The sequence below is a fragment of the Neobacillus ginsengisoli genome (assembly GCF_030813055.1).
Window position 1 is genome coordinate 177,353 of the sequence record NZ_JAUSTW010000004.1, and the last position, 16,108, is coordinate 193,460.

18 protein-coding genes are annotated in these 16,108 nt (G+C 41.7%); 1 reads left to right on the forward strand and 17 read right to left on the reverse strand.

The genetic code is table 11. The features are described 5' to 3' along the window. Positions 1-12: 12 nt before the first annotated feature. From J2S10_RS13190 to J2S10_RS13270, 17 genes are all read right to left on the reverse strand, one after another. The gene (locus J2S10_RS13190) at positions 13-1,374 is read right to left on the reverse strand and encodes an ethanolamine ammonia-lyase subunit EutB (protein ID WP_307408427.1); all 1,362 of its coding nucleotides are present in this window, start codon (positions 1,372-1,374) and stop codon (positions 13-15) included. A gap of 3 nt (positions 1,375-1,377) precedes the next feature. Continuing rightward, a complete protein-coding gene (locus J2S10_RS13195) occupies positions 1,378-1,764 on the reverse strand; it encodes a BMC domain-containing protein (RefSeq protein WP_307408429.1) in 387 nt (128 codons plus the stop codon). Between the two features lie 2 nt (positions 1,765-1,766). Continuing rightward, positions 1,767-2,042 carry a EutN/CcmL family microcompartment protein gene (locus tag J2S10_RS13200; protein WP_307408431.1) on the reverse strand — a complete coding sequence of 92 codons (276 nt, stop codon included), beginning with the start codon at positions 2,040-2,042 and terminating at the stop codon, positions 1,767-1,769. Next, entirely contained in the window at positions 2,042-2,683 is a 642-nt protein-coding gene (locus tag J2S10_RS13205; protein ID WP_307408433.1) for a hypothetical protein, read from the reverse strand. Before J2S10_RS13205 ends, J2S10_RS13200 begins: the two co-directional genes overlap by 1 nt. Then, complete coding sequence (pduL, locus tag J2S10_RS13210; RefSeq protein WP_307408435.1) at positions 2,680-3,330, reverse strand: phosphate propanoyltransferase; 651 nt, start codon at positions 3,328-3,330, stop codon at positions 2,680-2,682. Before pduL ends, J2S10_RS13205 begins: the two co-directional genes overlap by 4 nt. A gap of 18 nt (positions 3,331-3,348) precedes the next feature. After that, positions 3,349-3,639 (reverse strand): BMC domain-containing protein, encoded by a 291-nt coding sequence (locus J2S10_RS13215; RefSeq protein ID WP_307408437.1) that lies wholly within the window; start codon positions 3,637-3,639, stop codon positions 3,349-3,351. A 53-nt stretch (positions 3,640-3,692) separates the two neighbouring features. After that, positions 3,693-5,210 (reverse strand): acetaldehyde dehydrogenase (acetylating), encoded by a 1,518-nt coding sequence (locus J2S10_RS13220; protein ID WP_307408440.1) that lies wholly within the window; start codon positions 5,208-5,210, stop codon positions 3,693-3,695. Positions 5,211-5,230: 20 nt separating this feature from the next. Continuing rightward, complete coding sequence (eutL, locus tag J2S10_RS13225) at positions 5,231-5,884, reverse strand: ethanolamine utilization microcompartment protein EutL (RefSeq protein WP_307408442.1); 654 nt, start codon at positions 5,882-5,884, stop codon at positions 5,231-5,233. Between the two features lie 13 nt (positions 5,885-5,897). After that, entirely contained in the window at positions 5,898-6,932 is a 1,035-nt protein-coding gene (eutC, locus tag J2S10_RS13230) for an ethanolamine ammonia-lyase subunit EutC (protein ID WP_307408444.1), read from the reverse strand. A gap of 12 nt (positions 6,933-6,944) precedes the next feature. Then, a complete protein-coding gene (locus tag J2S10_RS13235; protein WP_307409244.1) occupies positions 6,945-8,303 on the reverse strand; it encodes an ethanolamine ammonia-lyase subunit EutB in 1,359 nt (452 codons plus the stop codon). A 24-nt stretch (positions 8,304-8,327) separates the two neighbouring features. Beyond that, complete coding sequence (locus tag J2S10_RS13240) at positions 8,328-9,761, reverse strand: ethanolamine ammonia-lyase reactivating factor EutA (protein ID WP_370876202.1); 1,434 nt, start codon at positions 9,759-9,761, stop codon at positions 8,328-8,330. A gap of 85 nt (positions 9,762-9,846) precedes the next feature. Continuing rightward, positions 9,847-10,443, reverse strand: coding sequence for an ANTAR domain-containing response regulator (locus J2S10_RS13245; protein ID WP_307408446.1), 597 nt, complete (start codon positions 10,441-10,443; stop codon positions 9,847-9,849). 6 nt (positions 10,444-10,449) lie between these two features. Beyond that, positions 10,450-11,886 (reverse strand): sensor histidine kinase, encoded by a 1,437-nt coding sequence (locus J2S10_RS13250; protein WP_307408448.1) that lies wholly within the window; start codon positions 11,884-11,886, stop codon positions 10,450-10,452. A gap of 114 nt (positions 11,887-12,000) precedes the next feature. Beyond that, a complete protein-coding gene (locus J2S10_RS13255; protein WP_307408450.1) occupies positions 12,001-12,519 on the reverse strand; it encodes a EutP/PduV family microcompartment system protein in 519 nt (172 codons plus the stop codon). Between the two features lie 14 nt (positions 12,520-12,533). Then, positions 12,534-12,875, reverse strand: coding sequence for a BMC domain-containing protein (locus tag J2S10_RS13260; RefSeq protein WP_307408452.1), 342 nt, complete (start codon positions 12,873-12,875; stop codon positions 12,534-12,536). Between the two features lie 146 nt (positions 12,876-13,021). Then, positions 13,022-14,209 carry a serine hydrolase domain-containing protein gene (locus J2S10_RS13265; RefSeq protein ID WP_307408454.1) on the reverse strand — a complete coding sequence of 396 codons (1,188 nt, stop codon included), beginning with the start codon at positions 14,207-14,209 and terminating at the stop codon, positions 13,022-13,024. Between the two features lie 352 nt (positions 14,210-14,561). After that, complete coding sequence (locus J2S10_RS13270) at positions 14,562-15,176, reverse strand: LysE family translocator (protein WP_307408457.1); 615 nt, start codon at positions 15,174-15,176, stop codon at positions 14,562-14,564. Between the two features lie 190 nt (positions 15,177-15,366). Between J2S10_RS13270 and J2S10_RS13275 the strand changes: the two genes are divergently transcribed. Then, positions 15,367-16,104, forward strand: coding sequence for a metallophosphoesterase family protein (locus J2S10_RS13275; protein WP_307408459.1), 738 nt, complete (start codon positions 15,367-15,369; stop codon positions 16,102-16,104). Positions 16,105-16,108: the final 4 nt, after the last annotated feature.

Here is a 16,108-nt window from a genome sequence, read left to right on the forward strand (position 1 = left end):
CCGTTCACCCTCTTAATCGAAGATACTAAGATCACCGGCAATATCTGTGAGTTTGCCGTTTTCCATGATTCCCATTCGTTCCAGCCATTGTTCAAATTCACGCAATGGCCTTAATCCGAATAGTTCACGCAAACTCGCATCGTCATGGAAGCTAGTGTCCTGGTAATTTAACATCACATCATCCCCTCCAGGAACACCCATGTAAAAGTTCGCACCAGCTAATGTGGTAAGCATTCCTGCGATTTCTTGATCGTTTTGATCTGCAAGCATATGATTTGTATAGGTAGGAGCAATTCCCATTGGTAAACCATGCATTTTCCCCATAAATAAATCCTCTAAGTCCGCCCGAATCATTTGCCTGCCATCGTATAACGTTTCAGGACCAATAAATCCTGATACGTTGTTGACCATGAACGGTTTCCAATGCCTGGCGAACCCGTATGTGCGGGCTTCAAGTGTCTGCATATCAACCCTGAGATGCGCATTCAACGAAACCTCGGACCCTTGTCCTGTTTCAAAGTACAAAAGATTCGGTCCAGCTGCGGTTCCATATCGTTTCATTAACTCGTGTCCTTCATCTAATAAGCTTTTTGATACGCCAAACGCCTCATTTCCTTTTTGCGTACCTGCTAAGCTTTGAAACATTAACGCTAGTGGGGCCCCTTGCTTTAAAGCTTCAATTTGAGTTGTAATATGGGCTAAAACACAGTTTTGCGTGGGAATCTTCCATTTTTCCATAAAATCATGTGTCATATGAAGCAGACGCGTTACCGATTCAACCGTATCGACATTCGGATTGATACCAATCACTGCATCCCCCGATCCATACGATAATCCCTCTTTCAAAGAATATAGGATCCCTTCAGGGTTGTCGGTCGGATGGTTTGGCTGACAGCGAAAAGCCAACCTTCCCACCTCACCGATCACAGTATTGCATCGGGCTTGATATCTTATTTTTTGTGCTGCCATAACAAGGTCGATGCTGGACATCAACTTTGCGGCACCTGAAATCATTTCACTCGTCAATCCCTGAGAAATCCTTGATAGTTCATGAAGACCATTCGGCTTTGAGAGAATATACTCACGAAGTTCACCAACCGTCCATTCACAGATTTCCCGATATATGGACTGATTCAGGTCATCGTATATGACACGAGTGACTTCATCTTTTTCATAAGGGATAATAGGATTTTCATAGATTGTTTTTAACTGGATTTCACTCAGAACAACTTTTGCTGCCATTCGTTCCATGGAAGATTCTGCTGAGATTCCGGCCATTATGTCCCCGGATTTTTCCTCACTCGATTTAGCAAGCACTTCATTTAATGAAGAAAATTGAAAATGTCGATTTTTAAGGGTTAAGGACCAATTCATCGATTATTCCTCCCCTTTAGCTTCTGTTATTCCCTCTCCCTCTTGGATTAGAGGATGAACACCTGCATCGTTTTGAACATGTGTTTCAGCTTTTTTATCTGCTATTGACTCTTGGTTCATTTTTTTTTTAAACACGGTACTAACCTCATCATAAGGCCGGGGAATTACGTGGGCTGATATCAACTGCCCAACACGCCGCGCCGCTGCTTTTCCAGCATCAACAGCTGCTTGAACAGCACCAACATCGCCCTCGACGAGGACTGTTACCAATCCCCCATCAATTTTTTCTTGATTCACTAATTGGACGTCTGCGGCCTTTATCATCGCATCGGCTGCTTCGATGGAACCGATTAATCCTCTTGTTTCAATCATGCCTAGCGCTTTTCCCATCCTTATCGCCTACCTTCCACATCAATTGAATCTATAATCCCGATTATCACTGCATCAATCGGCAAATCCTCACTTTTAAAAATAAAACGGGCTGCACTTCCTCTTGTAACCATTACTCGGTCCCCAATCCCAGCACCGATGCGGTCAGCAGCAATTAAAGGAGTTTCCACAGGCACTCCTTGTGGATTTTCTAGCTGTACAAATAAAAATTTAAGTCCAGTCAAGCCATCCTCTTTACGTGTGGCCCAAACATTTCCAGTAACTTTACCGATTTGCATTATATTTGCTCCTCGTGATCGACTCGAAATTGGATTCCTTTTTCTTTTGCGGCATCCCGAGCTAAATTAGTAATAATGGTAGTTGATGCTACCCAAATTTCAGAAGTATTTATTTTCTGGATGTCTCTTTCCGTTAGCAACTTACGATCATAAACATGCTGGGACGGTCGCAAGTATTCTACGAATCCAAACCAAACCCCAAATTCATGCAATTTTTTCTTATACTTAAGTAATTGTGCCTGGTAACGCTTGACTCGTTCGGGTATCGAAGACTGATCCCGCTTTTCCAAGAGCCATTGTAAATCTTTCGCAGGCTCAAAAAAGATTGACTGTCCATGCAGCAAGGCTTTCGCGAGCAGCGAGCTTGAAAGGGTATCCGTTAATCCCATTGCACCTCTGGCAAGTAAATCCTGGTTTACATCCAAAAAAACAAGCTGCTGATAGTCGGATTGCTCTTTGAGGCGGGCATCGTCAGCGTTAAATACCTCTACCCGCCAATGTTCCTTAAACTTCGAGGTGAGATATTCGATTTTTTCTGTCGTTGTTGTAGTTTCGTAGACTAATAAAAGTTTTGGTTTTTCAGTTAACCTGCCAGCAACTTCGAGAATAATTTGTTCTAACAGCTGTTGATCAATTTTCATACTGGTACACTCGGATTAAGAAGAATCGCATTGTCACCTGTCATGGACAATGAAGCATTGGCCTCATCGGTGTCAATGTGCATTTCTAATTGATAACGTGGAGAAACTCGGATGAGAACCCGGTCAAACAGAACCGGACGCTGTCCTTGTATTTTGACTTTTACATATTGGCCATTTTCTACGTTAAATTGCTCGGCATCCTTCGGTGTCATATGAATGTGGTTTTGAGCAATAATCAGTCCTTCCGATAAAAAAACACTCCCTTTTGGACCTACAATCGTTGCTGCAGCTGATCCCTTAATATCGCCAGATTCACGTAAGGGCGGGTTTAATCCTAATTTTACTGAATCGGTTTTACTTATTTCGATCTGTGTTGCCCCCCTAATGGGTCCAAGGATGCGGACTCTTTCGAGACTTCCTTTCGAACTAACTACAGTTACCGTTTCGGTGGCAGCAAATTGACCAGGCTGAGAAAGGTTAGCTTTTTTTGTTAGCTGATAATTTTTTCCAAACAACATCTCGAGATGCTCTTTACTTAAATGGATGTGCCTGGCGGAAACGCCGATCGGAATCGATGGCGTTTCCATTTCCTGTTGTAATTTTCTAAGCACTTTTTCAACAATTGATTGAATAGCATGGGAATTCATCCCTTACCCCTCACTTCCTTACTCTGCTTGAATTTTCGGCAAAATGCTTTCCAATTCGTTATGTGGACGTGGGATGACATGAGTGGATAATAGCTCTCCAATTCGTTCTGCAGCAGCAGCACCGGCGTCGACAGCCGCTTTTACAGCTCCAACATCTCCTCTTACAAGGACTGTTACCAGACCGCCTCCGACATGAACTTTCCCAACTAAGTGTACATTTGCTGCCTTCACCATTGCATCTGCAGCCTCAACGGATGCTACCAACCCTTTTGTTTCGATCATTCCTAATGCTGTAAGTTCTCTTGACATGTTTTATTCCTCCCAATATTTTAATTTTAGAAATATATATTTTTATTTAGCTTTTAAAGCTGAGCTAATACCTTGCTGACCATTTGCGTAATGGTCTGTTGATTTACTGAAGCTCCACTGCCGACCCCGGCAAGAACCTTTTCTACTACCAATTGGATTTGGTCCGGGGAAAAAGAAGTGTTTTCCAATTGTTCAGTCTTTCGTGTCATCGGAACTTCAATGTCTTTTATCCCATATGCGACGCGTTTGATATTCATTAAGTGTTCGGCACTAATGTTATCGCTCGTGATATTTCCGCCAAAGGAACCGCATCCAAGCGTTAATGAAGGCTTTAACGCTGTTGTTCCGCCCACCGCACCGATAGAAGATGGTGTGTTTATCAGTAATCTTGAAACCGGCATTTTGAGTGAAAAGGTACGAATTACTTGTTCATCTTCCGAATGAAGCGCTAATGTATGCCCTCGACCGCCGATTGCCAATAACTGCTCGCAAATTGATAAAGCTTGGCCTGCCCCATCAACTGTATAGAATGGAAACACGGGTGCCAGCTTTTCAATCGAGAGCGATACTTCTTTTCCAACCTTTGTTTCTTCCGCAATCAGAATCCGGGTATCCGCCGGAACAACAATTTCAGCCATTTTTGCAATTACTTGTGCATGCCTGCCGACAATTTTCGAGTTTAATTTTCCCGGCACCGGTGATACAACCTGTTCAAGCTTTCGTTTTTCCTCTTCATTAAGGAAATAAGCGCCATTTTTCTTGAATTCACGGATTACGTTCTCCCGAATGCTTCGATCGACCACCAATGCTTGTTCCGTCGCACAAATCGTTCCATTATCGAAGGTTTTACTATCGACGATACGTTTAACCGCTTTAGTAATATCAGCTGACTTCTCGATATAGCAAGGGACGTTTCCAGGACCTACTCCATACGCAGGTTTACCAGAAGAATATGCGGCCCGGACTAAAGCTCCTCCCCCGGTTGCCAGGATTAAGTTCACATCGCGGTGATGCATTAATTCTTGTGTTGCGGCCATTGTCGGCTTCTTGATCCACCCAATGATTCCCTCAGGTGCACCTGCACGAATAGCGGCTTCCAGACATATTCTTGCGGCTTCCACAGTGCATTTGGCAGCAGATGGATGGGGGCTGAAAACAATCGCATTTCTTGTTTTAAGAGCAATTAAACTTTTAAAAATTGCCGTTGAAGTCGGATTGGTCGTTGGCACAATCCCTGCAATGATTCCGAAAGGACTGGCCACTTCTACGACCTTTTCTTTTTTGTTTTCCCGAATGACTCCAACCGTTTTCAAGTCGCGGATTGAATCATACACACCTATGGAGGCCACTTCGTTTTTAATGGCCTTATGCTCAAAGACTCCCATTCCGGTTTCATCTACAGCCATTTGAGCAAGCTCATCCTTTTTGCTAAAGGCTGCTTTAGCTGCGGCTTGCACGATCCGATCGACAGATTCCTGAGAAAATTCTTCATATTGTTTTTGTGCTTCTTTTGCTTCATTGACTGCATCTCTCATCTCTTGAAGTGAGAGTAAGTCCTGATCGAGCTGCATTTGTGTCGCTCCTTTCTGAGTTAATATGCGATAGGATTCCTGGCGATATCGAGAATGCTTTTTCGAAAAGCATCAGCTGCCGAACGACAGGCGGACTGGGTTCCTGTTACTAGTCCGCCACCAAAGTTAGTTTCAGATGGCGGACCGTAAAAAGCAGCTAATTGAACATCTGCTGCTTTTAACGCTGCATCTAGGCCATACATCGCTTCTAATGGAGGTGCAATTAAGTAAGCTAGAGGGGCACCTTCGTCGATGTTTGCAAGTTTTGATAAATAACTTCCTGTTCTTGCTACGACATGGGCGTACATAGTATGCGTCTCCTCTGGATTAATCGCTTCAAAATAGGCTTCATTTTCGATGACATTTCTTATAGCATCAACACCGCTGATCACCTCATCTGGAGAAGGTCCGGCAATAATACCGATAAACTCTCCTGACAATGGACCCGAGGCATGACTTGCTCCTGCATAAAATGACCTTGCATATACAACCTCTACATCAGCTCTTTTGGTCGCTTCATCTATTGCTGTATAGCCTACGTCATCAATGGTGCAGGTGATGATTGCCAGGCTGCGCTGATGAAACTTTAGTTGAAACTGATCTGCGAGTGCCTGGTCTGCATTCGGGATGATTCGAACGGCTAGTATCTCCGCCTTAACGGGCCGAAACTCCATAGGTTCCATCCTCCTAACTTTCTTTGCTGACCAGCGAGACACCGCTCGCTTGGTACTTTAGAATCTTTTGGACAACACTGCCAAGGTAAGCTCCTGCTTCCACTGGTGGTATCCCGCCAGTATGAATGTTGGAAATAACCATGCGATCCGCTTCAATTGTCCCTTTTCTCGGTTTATAGCATAGATAGGCGCTAAGAGATTCGGAGCTGACGAGTCCGGGACGTTCGCCGATAAACAAAACCACCACTTCAGGCTGTAAAATCTCTCCGACTTCATCCATTGATGCGACCCGTCCCTTCTCTATGTAAAAAGGATTCCCATACTCAATCCCTAAATGGTCAAGAGATTGTAAGAATGATAGATAAGCATCTTCCAAATTTTTTTCAATAGCTTGCGAGCTGAGACCGTCTGAAGCAATTATTTGCACCCTTGGTTTAAGCTGACATTTTTCACGGATCTTGATTTTCGCTTCCTCACTTAACTTTCTTCCTAGGTCAGGCCGGCGGATATATTCCTCTTTATGTTCAACCATTGTACTAACGGAAAAAAGTTTAAGAGCGTCAAGCAGCTTTTCAGGAACCGTTCCATATACGGCATCTACAGCTGCTCCGTGATCCAGCCGAAATCTTAGCCATGTTTCAGTTTTAGGACGAAGACCAGCTCTTCCTACTCCAACTCTTGCTGGTGTTTTGTTTGCCCACTCCTGTAATGCATCTGGATGATTCGGGGAGGTGACACCAATCCGAGTTTGTAGTTCTGGAAGAATTGAATCCTCGTAATTCAAAGGGCTGCATGGAATGGATTCCTTTGAATTCCCTACATGGTCCCATAATTTCACCGGCTTTTCATCATCCAGTGCAGGAACCGAATCTGCCTGCTGTTCCGAACCTGCTACCATAAACTGCGGGGTGGTTGATAAATGGTCCCATAGCTTGACCATTCCGCTGCTTGATGCTGTTGGTTTAGTTATTGTTGCTTTTTCGACCGAAGGCTCCCGAATCTGTTCTAAAATCAGGTTGGTAATTGTCTCAATGAGTTCTTTGTTCATCCTCTCACCTCCTTACTTATGGAACACGGTTAAGTCGCCGGCAAGGGCAGTAAGTTTACCGTTTTGCATTATCCCGACATCTTCAAGCCATTCTTCAAACAGAGGAGCCGGCCTGCGGTTCAGCGTTTGCCGTAATGTTGCAACATCGTGGTAACTCAATGATTGATAATTTAACATACAGTCATCCCCCATCGGAGCAGCAATGATAAAGTTAACTCCAGCGGCGGTCAAAAGCACTCCCAAATCTTCAATATCATTCTGATCTGCCTTAATATGATTGGTATAACAGATATCGACCCCCATTGGGATACCATGCATTTTGCCCATAAAGTGGTCTTCCAGCCCGGCGCGAACCACCTGCTTGCAGTCATATAAATACTCCGGTCCGATAAACCCGACGACCGTATTCAAGATATATGGATCATACCGCCTGGCAAAACCGTAATTTCTGGATTCCATCGTTAATTGATCGATTCCGAAATGCGCTTCAGCAGATAGTTCTGAGCCCTGGCCTGTTTCAAAATACAAACGCTGCGGACCCGCAGATGTTCCCAGCTCACGAATCATCACGTTCGCCTCATCTAATAATGAAGCATTGATGCCGAATGATTTATTGGCAGCCTCGGTTCCAGCAATACTTTGAAAAATCATATCCGCTGGTGCTCCTTGCTCAATCGCCTTCATTTGCGTCGTGACATGTGCGAGCACACAATTTTGTGTTGGGATTTTCCATTCCTGGATGAAATCATGTGTTGCATGGAGCAGGCGTTTCACACTTTCCACAGAGTCATCAACCGGATTAATTCCAATCACCGCATCGCCAATTCCGTATGAGAGTCCCTCTTTTAAAGAGGCTAGCATTCCATTTACACTGTCTGTAGGGTGATTGGGCTGTAGACGGGATGCAAGCGTACCCTTGTGACCGATGGCAATATTGCATTTCGTCACAATCTCCAATTTGTTAGCAGCGTGAATCAAATCCAAATTAGACATGAGCTTTGTAACTGCCGCAATCATTTCACTTGTAAGCCCCCGGCATAACCGTAAAAGGTCTTCTCCAGTCGTAGTGTCATCGAGGATGTATTCCCTTAATTCTGCAATCGTCCAGTTTTGGATCTTACGATACGTTGGTTCATTTATTTGTTCTTCAATGATCCGCGAGACTTCATCTTCCTCTGCTGGTATCAATGGATGATTGCGAATATCACTGACTTTGAGGGAAGCTAATACTTGTTTTGCAGCAATTCTTTCTTGTACTGATTCTGCTGAGATTCCTGCCAGCCGGTCTCCAGACTTTTCTTCATTGGCTTTAGCAAATAGATCTTTCAGATGTTTAAATTGGTATACCTGACCTAACAAACGAGTCTTCATTATCACAATGCCTTTCCCCCTTTCCTACGAATGAAATGCAAGTGTTTTGATTACTACTGGTACTACCTCCGATTTCAGCTTATTGCCGATATCCAAGTAATCACCTTGTTCAACAAGAATCTGATCGATACAGATAACATCCCGCTCAGGCTGTAATGTCTGAAGAGTTTGCCCGAGTACCTTCGCCACGTCATCAGCCAGGACGATCACAATTGGATCATCTGAGTTTGGTTGTAGTCTGTAAGCATCAAGCAACCATTTCCCCAAATGATGGACATCCTTAAAGCGAAGGGATGGGATCTCAGTTATGTAAAGGGCGAAGTTTCTTCCTTCAAGCCCTGGGTCATATACTTGAATCGCTTGCTGGACAGCGTCCCTCACTTTTTGGGCTCCGTCGTTGAGTGTTCCATTCAATCGAAGTTGATAAACCGGCAAATTTTTCAACGGCAGACGAGCAGGATCTACCTGGATAGTAGCACCACTGATATGTGTGGTTTGTGTTCCCGCACCTAGCACCGTTGCCCGGACTGTTTCAGCTGGTGGAATCCATTCCCAGCTTTTCAGTTCAGGATTATCCTGGAGCGCTTTTGCCAGATAGACGCCAATATCAGGATAATTAATAGAGGAGAATTCCTGAGCATATATGCATTCGCTCACCCCGCCTGAAAACATGATTTGATCAATTGGAACATCCCAATCCGGCAGATGTCCAAGTAGCAATACCTCGTCTTCAGCAGTGACATTCCGCTGCAAAACATGAACTAATATCCTCGACATGGCCTGTGTAACAAGTCGTATGCAGTCCGAATCTCGCGGATCGCCAACCGATAAAGCAACTCCTAATTGCTTCAATAATTCACGGACTGGAGGCGAAATATTCTTCACCTTATCTTTATTAAATTCGATTAGTCGTCCACCGATATGAAGGGTGCAGGTTCCCTGCAATTGCCCCCTTTGGAAAACTGCGATATTCGCTGTTCCACCGCCAATATCGATATTGGCGATTGTTTTCCCTGTATCCTTGGAACGCTGGTACGCACCAGAGCCTTTTGCTGCAATAATCCCTTCTAAATCAGGACCAGCAGTTGCGACTAAAAATTCACCCGCTTGGTCGGACAAATGATGAAGCATTTCTTCAGCATTTTCCTTTGTTGCTGTTTCACCTGTTATAATGATTGCACCCGTTTGAATATCCTGCGGACGAACACCTGCTTTTTTGTACTCTTGCTCCACCAACGCGAGAACGGATTCCATATCAATCAACGTCTCACCTCGAAGTGGAGTCCGATAAATCGAACTTTTATAGAGAATTTCTTTTTCGGTAATCTCAATTCGCGGCACATGGGTTGAACCAGCTGTATTCACCAGCGTAAATCGGCTCAAAATCAACTTGGTGGTACTTGTGCCTATATCGATTCCAGCACTTAGAATGTGTTCCTTCCTTTGCAACAGTTTCACCCCCTATAAAAACAAAACGGCGCTTAAACAACGATTGATATAATCGTTATTTAGGCGCCGTTGCCCTATTTTATTCTTTTATTAGTTAGCCGACTGAAGCATTAGAGTCTAATTCTCTGTGGAGAATAATGTAATCAGCCACTGACTTCAGGGTCTTTCCATGGTTCATACTATAGGATCTCAACATTTTAAATGCTTGCTCTTCACTAACCTGATATACTTCCATTAGGATTCCTTTTGCCCGCTGGATCGTTTTCTGGTCTTCTATTTTTTCTTCCATTTTCTTTATATCATTTGTCAAAGCTTTCAAGCGATTTGCTTGTGCCATCGCAATCTCAACCGCAGGAATTAGATCCCTCTCAGAAATGGGTTTTACCAGATAACCGAGAATATGAGCATTCTTTGCTTCTTCTACCAAATCACGCTCACTATATGCTGTCAAAAGGAGGACTGGAATTTGGTAAGCTTGATAGATGATTCGGCCCGCCTTAATGCCATTCATCTTCGGCATTTTGACATCCATAACAATCAAATCAGGTTTATGTAGAGCGGCTAACTCTATCGCAGTATCGCCTGAATTCGCCTCCGCAACAACATCAAAGCCTGCTTCTTTTAACATTTCTTTGATGTCCATGCGTAGAATAGATTCATCTTCCACAACCATAATTCTGGATTTACCCATGTCCAATCATTCCTCTCTGTCCGGGAACGTTACCCAAGCCATTGTCCCTTGCCCGTTTTTTGGCAAATATCCAAATTTCCCATTTAGGTCATAACTCGTGAGATTTTTTACAATCTCAATCCCTAAGTGATTCGTATCGATGTAATCATCCAACCCATTTCCATCATCAAAGACACCTAGTTCAATCATTTGACCATTTCGCTTGAAATGAATCGTTATATTCCCTTTAGAACGCCCAATAAAGGCATGTTTCATACAATTTTGTATCAATTCTGTCACGATTAAGGCTAATGACACTGCTTGTGCAGAGTTTAACTCGATATCCTCTTCCGTATGTATATCAATCGAAACTGAACAATCCGGTTGGTAGGGAAAGAAAACCTGCCCAGTCGTAATTTTCTTGATAATATTGACCATGTTTACCTTTTCGATCCCGCTGTTAGAAAGCACATCATGTACGGCAGCAATACTCGCTATTCGATTGAGGCTTTCTTGATATAATTGTTTCGTTTCCTCCGGCACACCCCGTCTCATCTGCATCCGAAGCAGACTAGCTACCGTTTGCAGATTGTTTTTGACCCGGTGGTGAATCTCCTTAATTACGACCTGATTTACCATTAGCTGACGCTCCTTATCCCTTAAATCTGTTATATCACGGATATAGAGCAGCATACGTTTGGAATCCGCCTTCTTATCGAGTAAACAGATTGACCTAAGAATAAAAACCTTATCCATACTTCTCACTTCACGTTGAGCGATCCCTCGATGGGAAAAATCTGTTTCGTCTACGAACGGCAGGACCTGCAGAATGTCTCGATTCGTTAAATTTTGGGTTTGATTCAGGCTGTGTTCTCTTATTAGTCCAATTGCAAAGTTATTGGCATACTGGATTGCACCGTCTTCCCCTAAAAGAATTAAAGCTTCTTCAAGATAATCAGGTATCATTTGGTCTTTTAGAACGATATCCCATGTTCGCCCAAATTCTGCGGTTGTTTCAGACAAGATGGCAAGCTCCTGTTCCTGCTCCACTTGGGGGGTAATGTCTGTTTCCAAAATCAATAGTCCAATCGTAAGCCCTTCTTGATTTTGAATTGGAGTTACATTCTGACAAACATGTGACCCTTCGTGCGTTAAAGCCCGGTTCATCATAACAGGTCTACCTGTTCGATAGGCTTTGAAAACAGCAGGTTCATAGGATGCTAGGATCTTCTTCTCCACCACCCGATATCTGTATAGCGACGGAGCCGTAGATGGTACTGCCTCCGCTATAACTACAGCTGTTTGAGGATCTTCTGTTACACAGTCAATAAAAACATTCCCTTGGGCGAGATCTGCAATCATCTGCAGCGACTTGCTTTTCTCCACTAAAATCTCAATATCTTTCACAGTTAATGAAGTATGCAGCTTGCAAAGTCTGTTAATCTGTTGTTTAACATCGGTCATTTTTGGTGCCCCTTTAGATAAAAAAAGCACCAATCTACATAGACCATCTATGTGGATAGGCGCCTTTGCCTATATTCCTATTAATTTGTTAAAACAATTATATAAAAAAATCTATTATTTGAAAAGGCTCTCATGATAAAAAAGTTTTGAATTTTTTTTCAATTCTAAAAATTCCTTCATCTCGTTATAAGTCGAACAGGTTACCAATTCCCTTAACTCTTCAATACCATCGTTTTTAATAGATGATGTGACAACGATAGGCCCCTGAACGATTGCCCTCTTTAATTGAGAGATGGCATGTCCAATATCTGCATGGTCAGCATCCGCTTTGGTGACCACTCCAATTGTCAACTTTGGCATTCCCGAAGAAAAGCTGGGAGGAAACGTAATTTTTCGATTTGTGGCGTCTTGAATAAACAAGACATGCGTTACCTCTAATACTGTAGCCATGATTGATTTATAGAAGTAGGGATTTTCTACGTATTCACCTGGTGTATCGACAATCCAATCATAATAATGAAGAGATTGTGTTTTCACGGCCTCAACATTGCGCCCTAATAATGCATTTGTCAACGTCGACTTCCCTGCTCCAATTGATCCAATGAGCATCGCCCGATTCGATGTGGTAAACATTAAGATACTCCTTCCTAAGATTTTGTAATAGCAGCAGGGGTATAGCCAAGATTTTCAGATAAAAAGGTATTAATCCTTTGCATTGCCATATCCACTTCAGATACGCTGCCTACTAAAACTAGGCTTCCAGTAAATCGATCAAGGAATCCAAGCGAAACATTGGCAGCCTTGGTTGCTAAATCACCAGCTATAATGACGGTTTCACTTGGGGTCAACGTTAATATCCCGATAGACCCCGACCTTTGTATCCCTAACTTATCAAATAACTCTTCATCTGGATTGGCAATCAAATGGCTTAGGGTAACTTGTTTTCCAGGGACAAATTCTTGAATAAATCGCTTTTTTTCATCAGCCATGTACAATACCTCCTAAAAAATAAAGCCCACTTCCAAAAGGAAATGGGCTTCGCTGCCTAGATTATTTTTGTAATTATTATATCATAGGTATTTCGAATTTGCTTAATTTTTAAAATATTTTTTATTACATTTAGCTGAAAACATTTTTAGAATTTATTTCTTAACATGCCATAAATCTGATTATTCACTACTCCAAGTGATTTCACCCCGTTTTGGACATTGGAAAGCAACACGACGAATTCATTTCCGTTTTTGCTGAAGCTATTGAGCGCGTTCCAACCTGGAAGGACGCCGTGATCAGAATAGCTTCCAGGATCCCGATATAAACCAAGACCATAATTATGCTTAAATGGCGTGAAAAACTGCTTTAAGCTTTCCTGAGTTAATAATTTTCCAGAATACAACGCTTTATCGAATAAATACATATCATATGGAGTTGTATAGATATCACCGCAGCCAAATAACTCGGACATATCGGGAAGTGCGGGTGAAATCATTTCATTTTCTTTTTGCTTGTATCCTTTTGAGGGAAACGGTTGGTCGTAATATGAATCTCCAAACCCTGTATGTTTCATGCCTGCTTTCGTAAAAATATGTCCATTTACATAGCTTTCGAGCGGTTCTTTCGTTATTTTTTCAACGATGTAAGCAAGGATGGAATAGTTAGAATCACTATAATACCAGTTTGTTCCGGGTTGAAATTTTAATTTCCCTTTTTCAATCTTCTTTATTAAATCTTCGTGGGAAATTTTCTGTACTGTTTCCGAATGTTCAGGTATTCCCGAAGTGTGCGTTAATAAATGATAAAGCTTGATTTGATTCCCATTTGGAAAATCAGGAATATATTCGGATAAAAAATCATTGATATTCAGCTTCCCTTGTTCTTGCAGCTGCATGATAGCTGTAGAAATAAACACTTTTGTAATCGACCCAATATAAAAAACTGTTTCCGAATTATTCGGAAGTTTGTTTTCAAAGTCAGCTAACCCATATCCCTTATTTAGAACAACCTTATTATCCTTTACAACCAGCGCGGTACCGTTAAAGTTTAAACTCTTTAAATATTCGTCAACTGCTGAGTCGTTATTCACATCTACTACCTTGGGAACCACAGCCTTATCCCGTGGCGGATCTTTTTTCAAAACGCGATGGACAATTTTGTTGATCTTAGCAGTTTTAGGAGCCTGTAAAAAATGGTGGGTAATATTCGTAATAAAAGTGATCATTGCAGCAGAAATAAATAAAAGTAAAAATCGCTTTATAGAACGTTTTAACTTCCTTTTCGGCCACACTTTCGATCGCGTATTCAATTCATCTGGTCGGAACTCCGCCATATTCATCACCTTTCCATTACATTCACATTATTAAATCCAAAAACCATACCTACTTGATTCGTGATGAATCGAAAAAATTCCTCCATAAATTAGGTGCCTGTCACCGTTCGTGGACATTTTTCGGACTTTGTCCTCTCCAAGTGGACACTCTCAACATTCACGATTATCGGCATATTTTCCATGAAATAAATATATAACAACATTTATCGTTTATAAATAAATATTTTTTGAATATCATTGAAAAAATATTGTTTAAAATAAAAAACAACCAAATTAAAGACAAATAAAAGAGCCCGATCAGCTTTCTAAAACCAGCTAATCGGGCTTCATCTTGCATTACATTCAGAGTTCTTTATTTTTGACCTTGAAGAGCCAATTGGAGCCCTAGTCCAATATAGATGGATCCTACTACCTTTCCTTGCCAACGGGAGAGTTTGCCGGTCTTTGGTTTGAATCGATTTCCTATTGAGCTTACTATAAACGCAAGTAAGGTTGTATATAAAATACTCATTAACACGAACGTGAGGCCAAGGGTCAAGAGCTGAAATACTACGGGAGTCCCGCCGTTGTGGACAAATTGCGGTAAAAACGCCAAGAAAAACAGAGCCGTTTTCGGATTAAGCAATTCAATTAATAATGCCTGGCGAAATGACACAGCAGGTTTTGCATTACTCTCAACAGGTTTATCTTGTTTTTTCGATTTTTCCAGGAGGGATTTAATGCCTAAAAAAATTAAATAGGCAGCTCCTAAATATTTAACAATTTCAAAAGCGAGTGCTGATGTCATTAAAATAGCTGAAAGTCCAAGGACAGCTGCCACAGTATGGATTAAGTCACCAACGGCAATTCCAACGCCCGTAATAATCCCACCTTTCCTTCCCCCTCTTACCGTTTGAGATATTGTTAATAATACAGCCGGTCCCGGGATTAGAAATAACACCAATACCACCAATATAAATGCCGCCATTTTCTTCTCTCCTATTTACCTTTTATTTTTGTAGTTCCATGAACATTTCTTTAAGCTATTTTATCATACTATTACAAATATTCCCTCTGAAAATCCCACTATAAAGATTTTGTCTTTTGAGTTATATACCGTGGTATGAATTTATTTATATAGAAATAGTTACACTATATAAAAAATGGAGCGTATCTGGATGGAGAAAAAAATAGCAATATTAACCGATATTCATGGGAATCATTCTGCATTAAAAACAGTTTTGGAGCAAATCGATAAAGCCAAGGAAGTAGAACACATCTATTGCTTAGGTGATTTAGTAGGAATTGGCTATGAAACAAATGAGGTACTTGAGCTGCTGTTTTCCCATGACAATATTTCTTTCGTTTTGGGGAACCACGATGAAGCAATCCTGGATATTATCGCAGGCCGCCAACCATACAGCAAGGGGAAGGAAAAAGCGCATCATGAGTGGATCGCATCACATTTAAACCCAAAATTTATCTCTTACCTATCTGAAATTCCAACAACATTGAATGCCAAATACAACGGAAAAGAATTACATTTTACACACTATCATTTAAACGGACAAAATGAATTTTATTCAGTTGATAAAGAACCAACAGAGATGAAACTTGACGAGTTATACCGAACATCAACCGCTGATATTGTTTGTTTTGGTCATCATCATGTCATTCATCATTTTAAAACAAAGGAACGACTTTATCTAAATCCGGGCTCTTTAGGCTGTAACCTCAAGCCTCTGGCACCATTTGCGATTTTGAGCATTGGTGAGTGTGGAGAAATAAATGTATCTTTCCTGGAAATACCATATGATAATAAAGAGTTTTTACTGGGGTACAAAACACTTAATGTACCTGATTCTGATTATATTTTGAAAATTTTTCATGGGAATCAGCATTTAAAATATCTGTAAAATT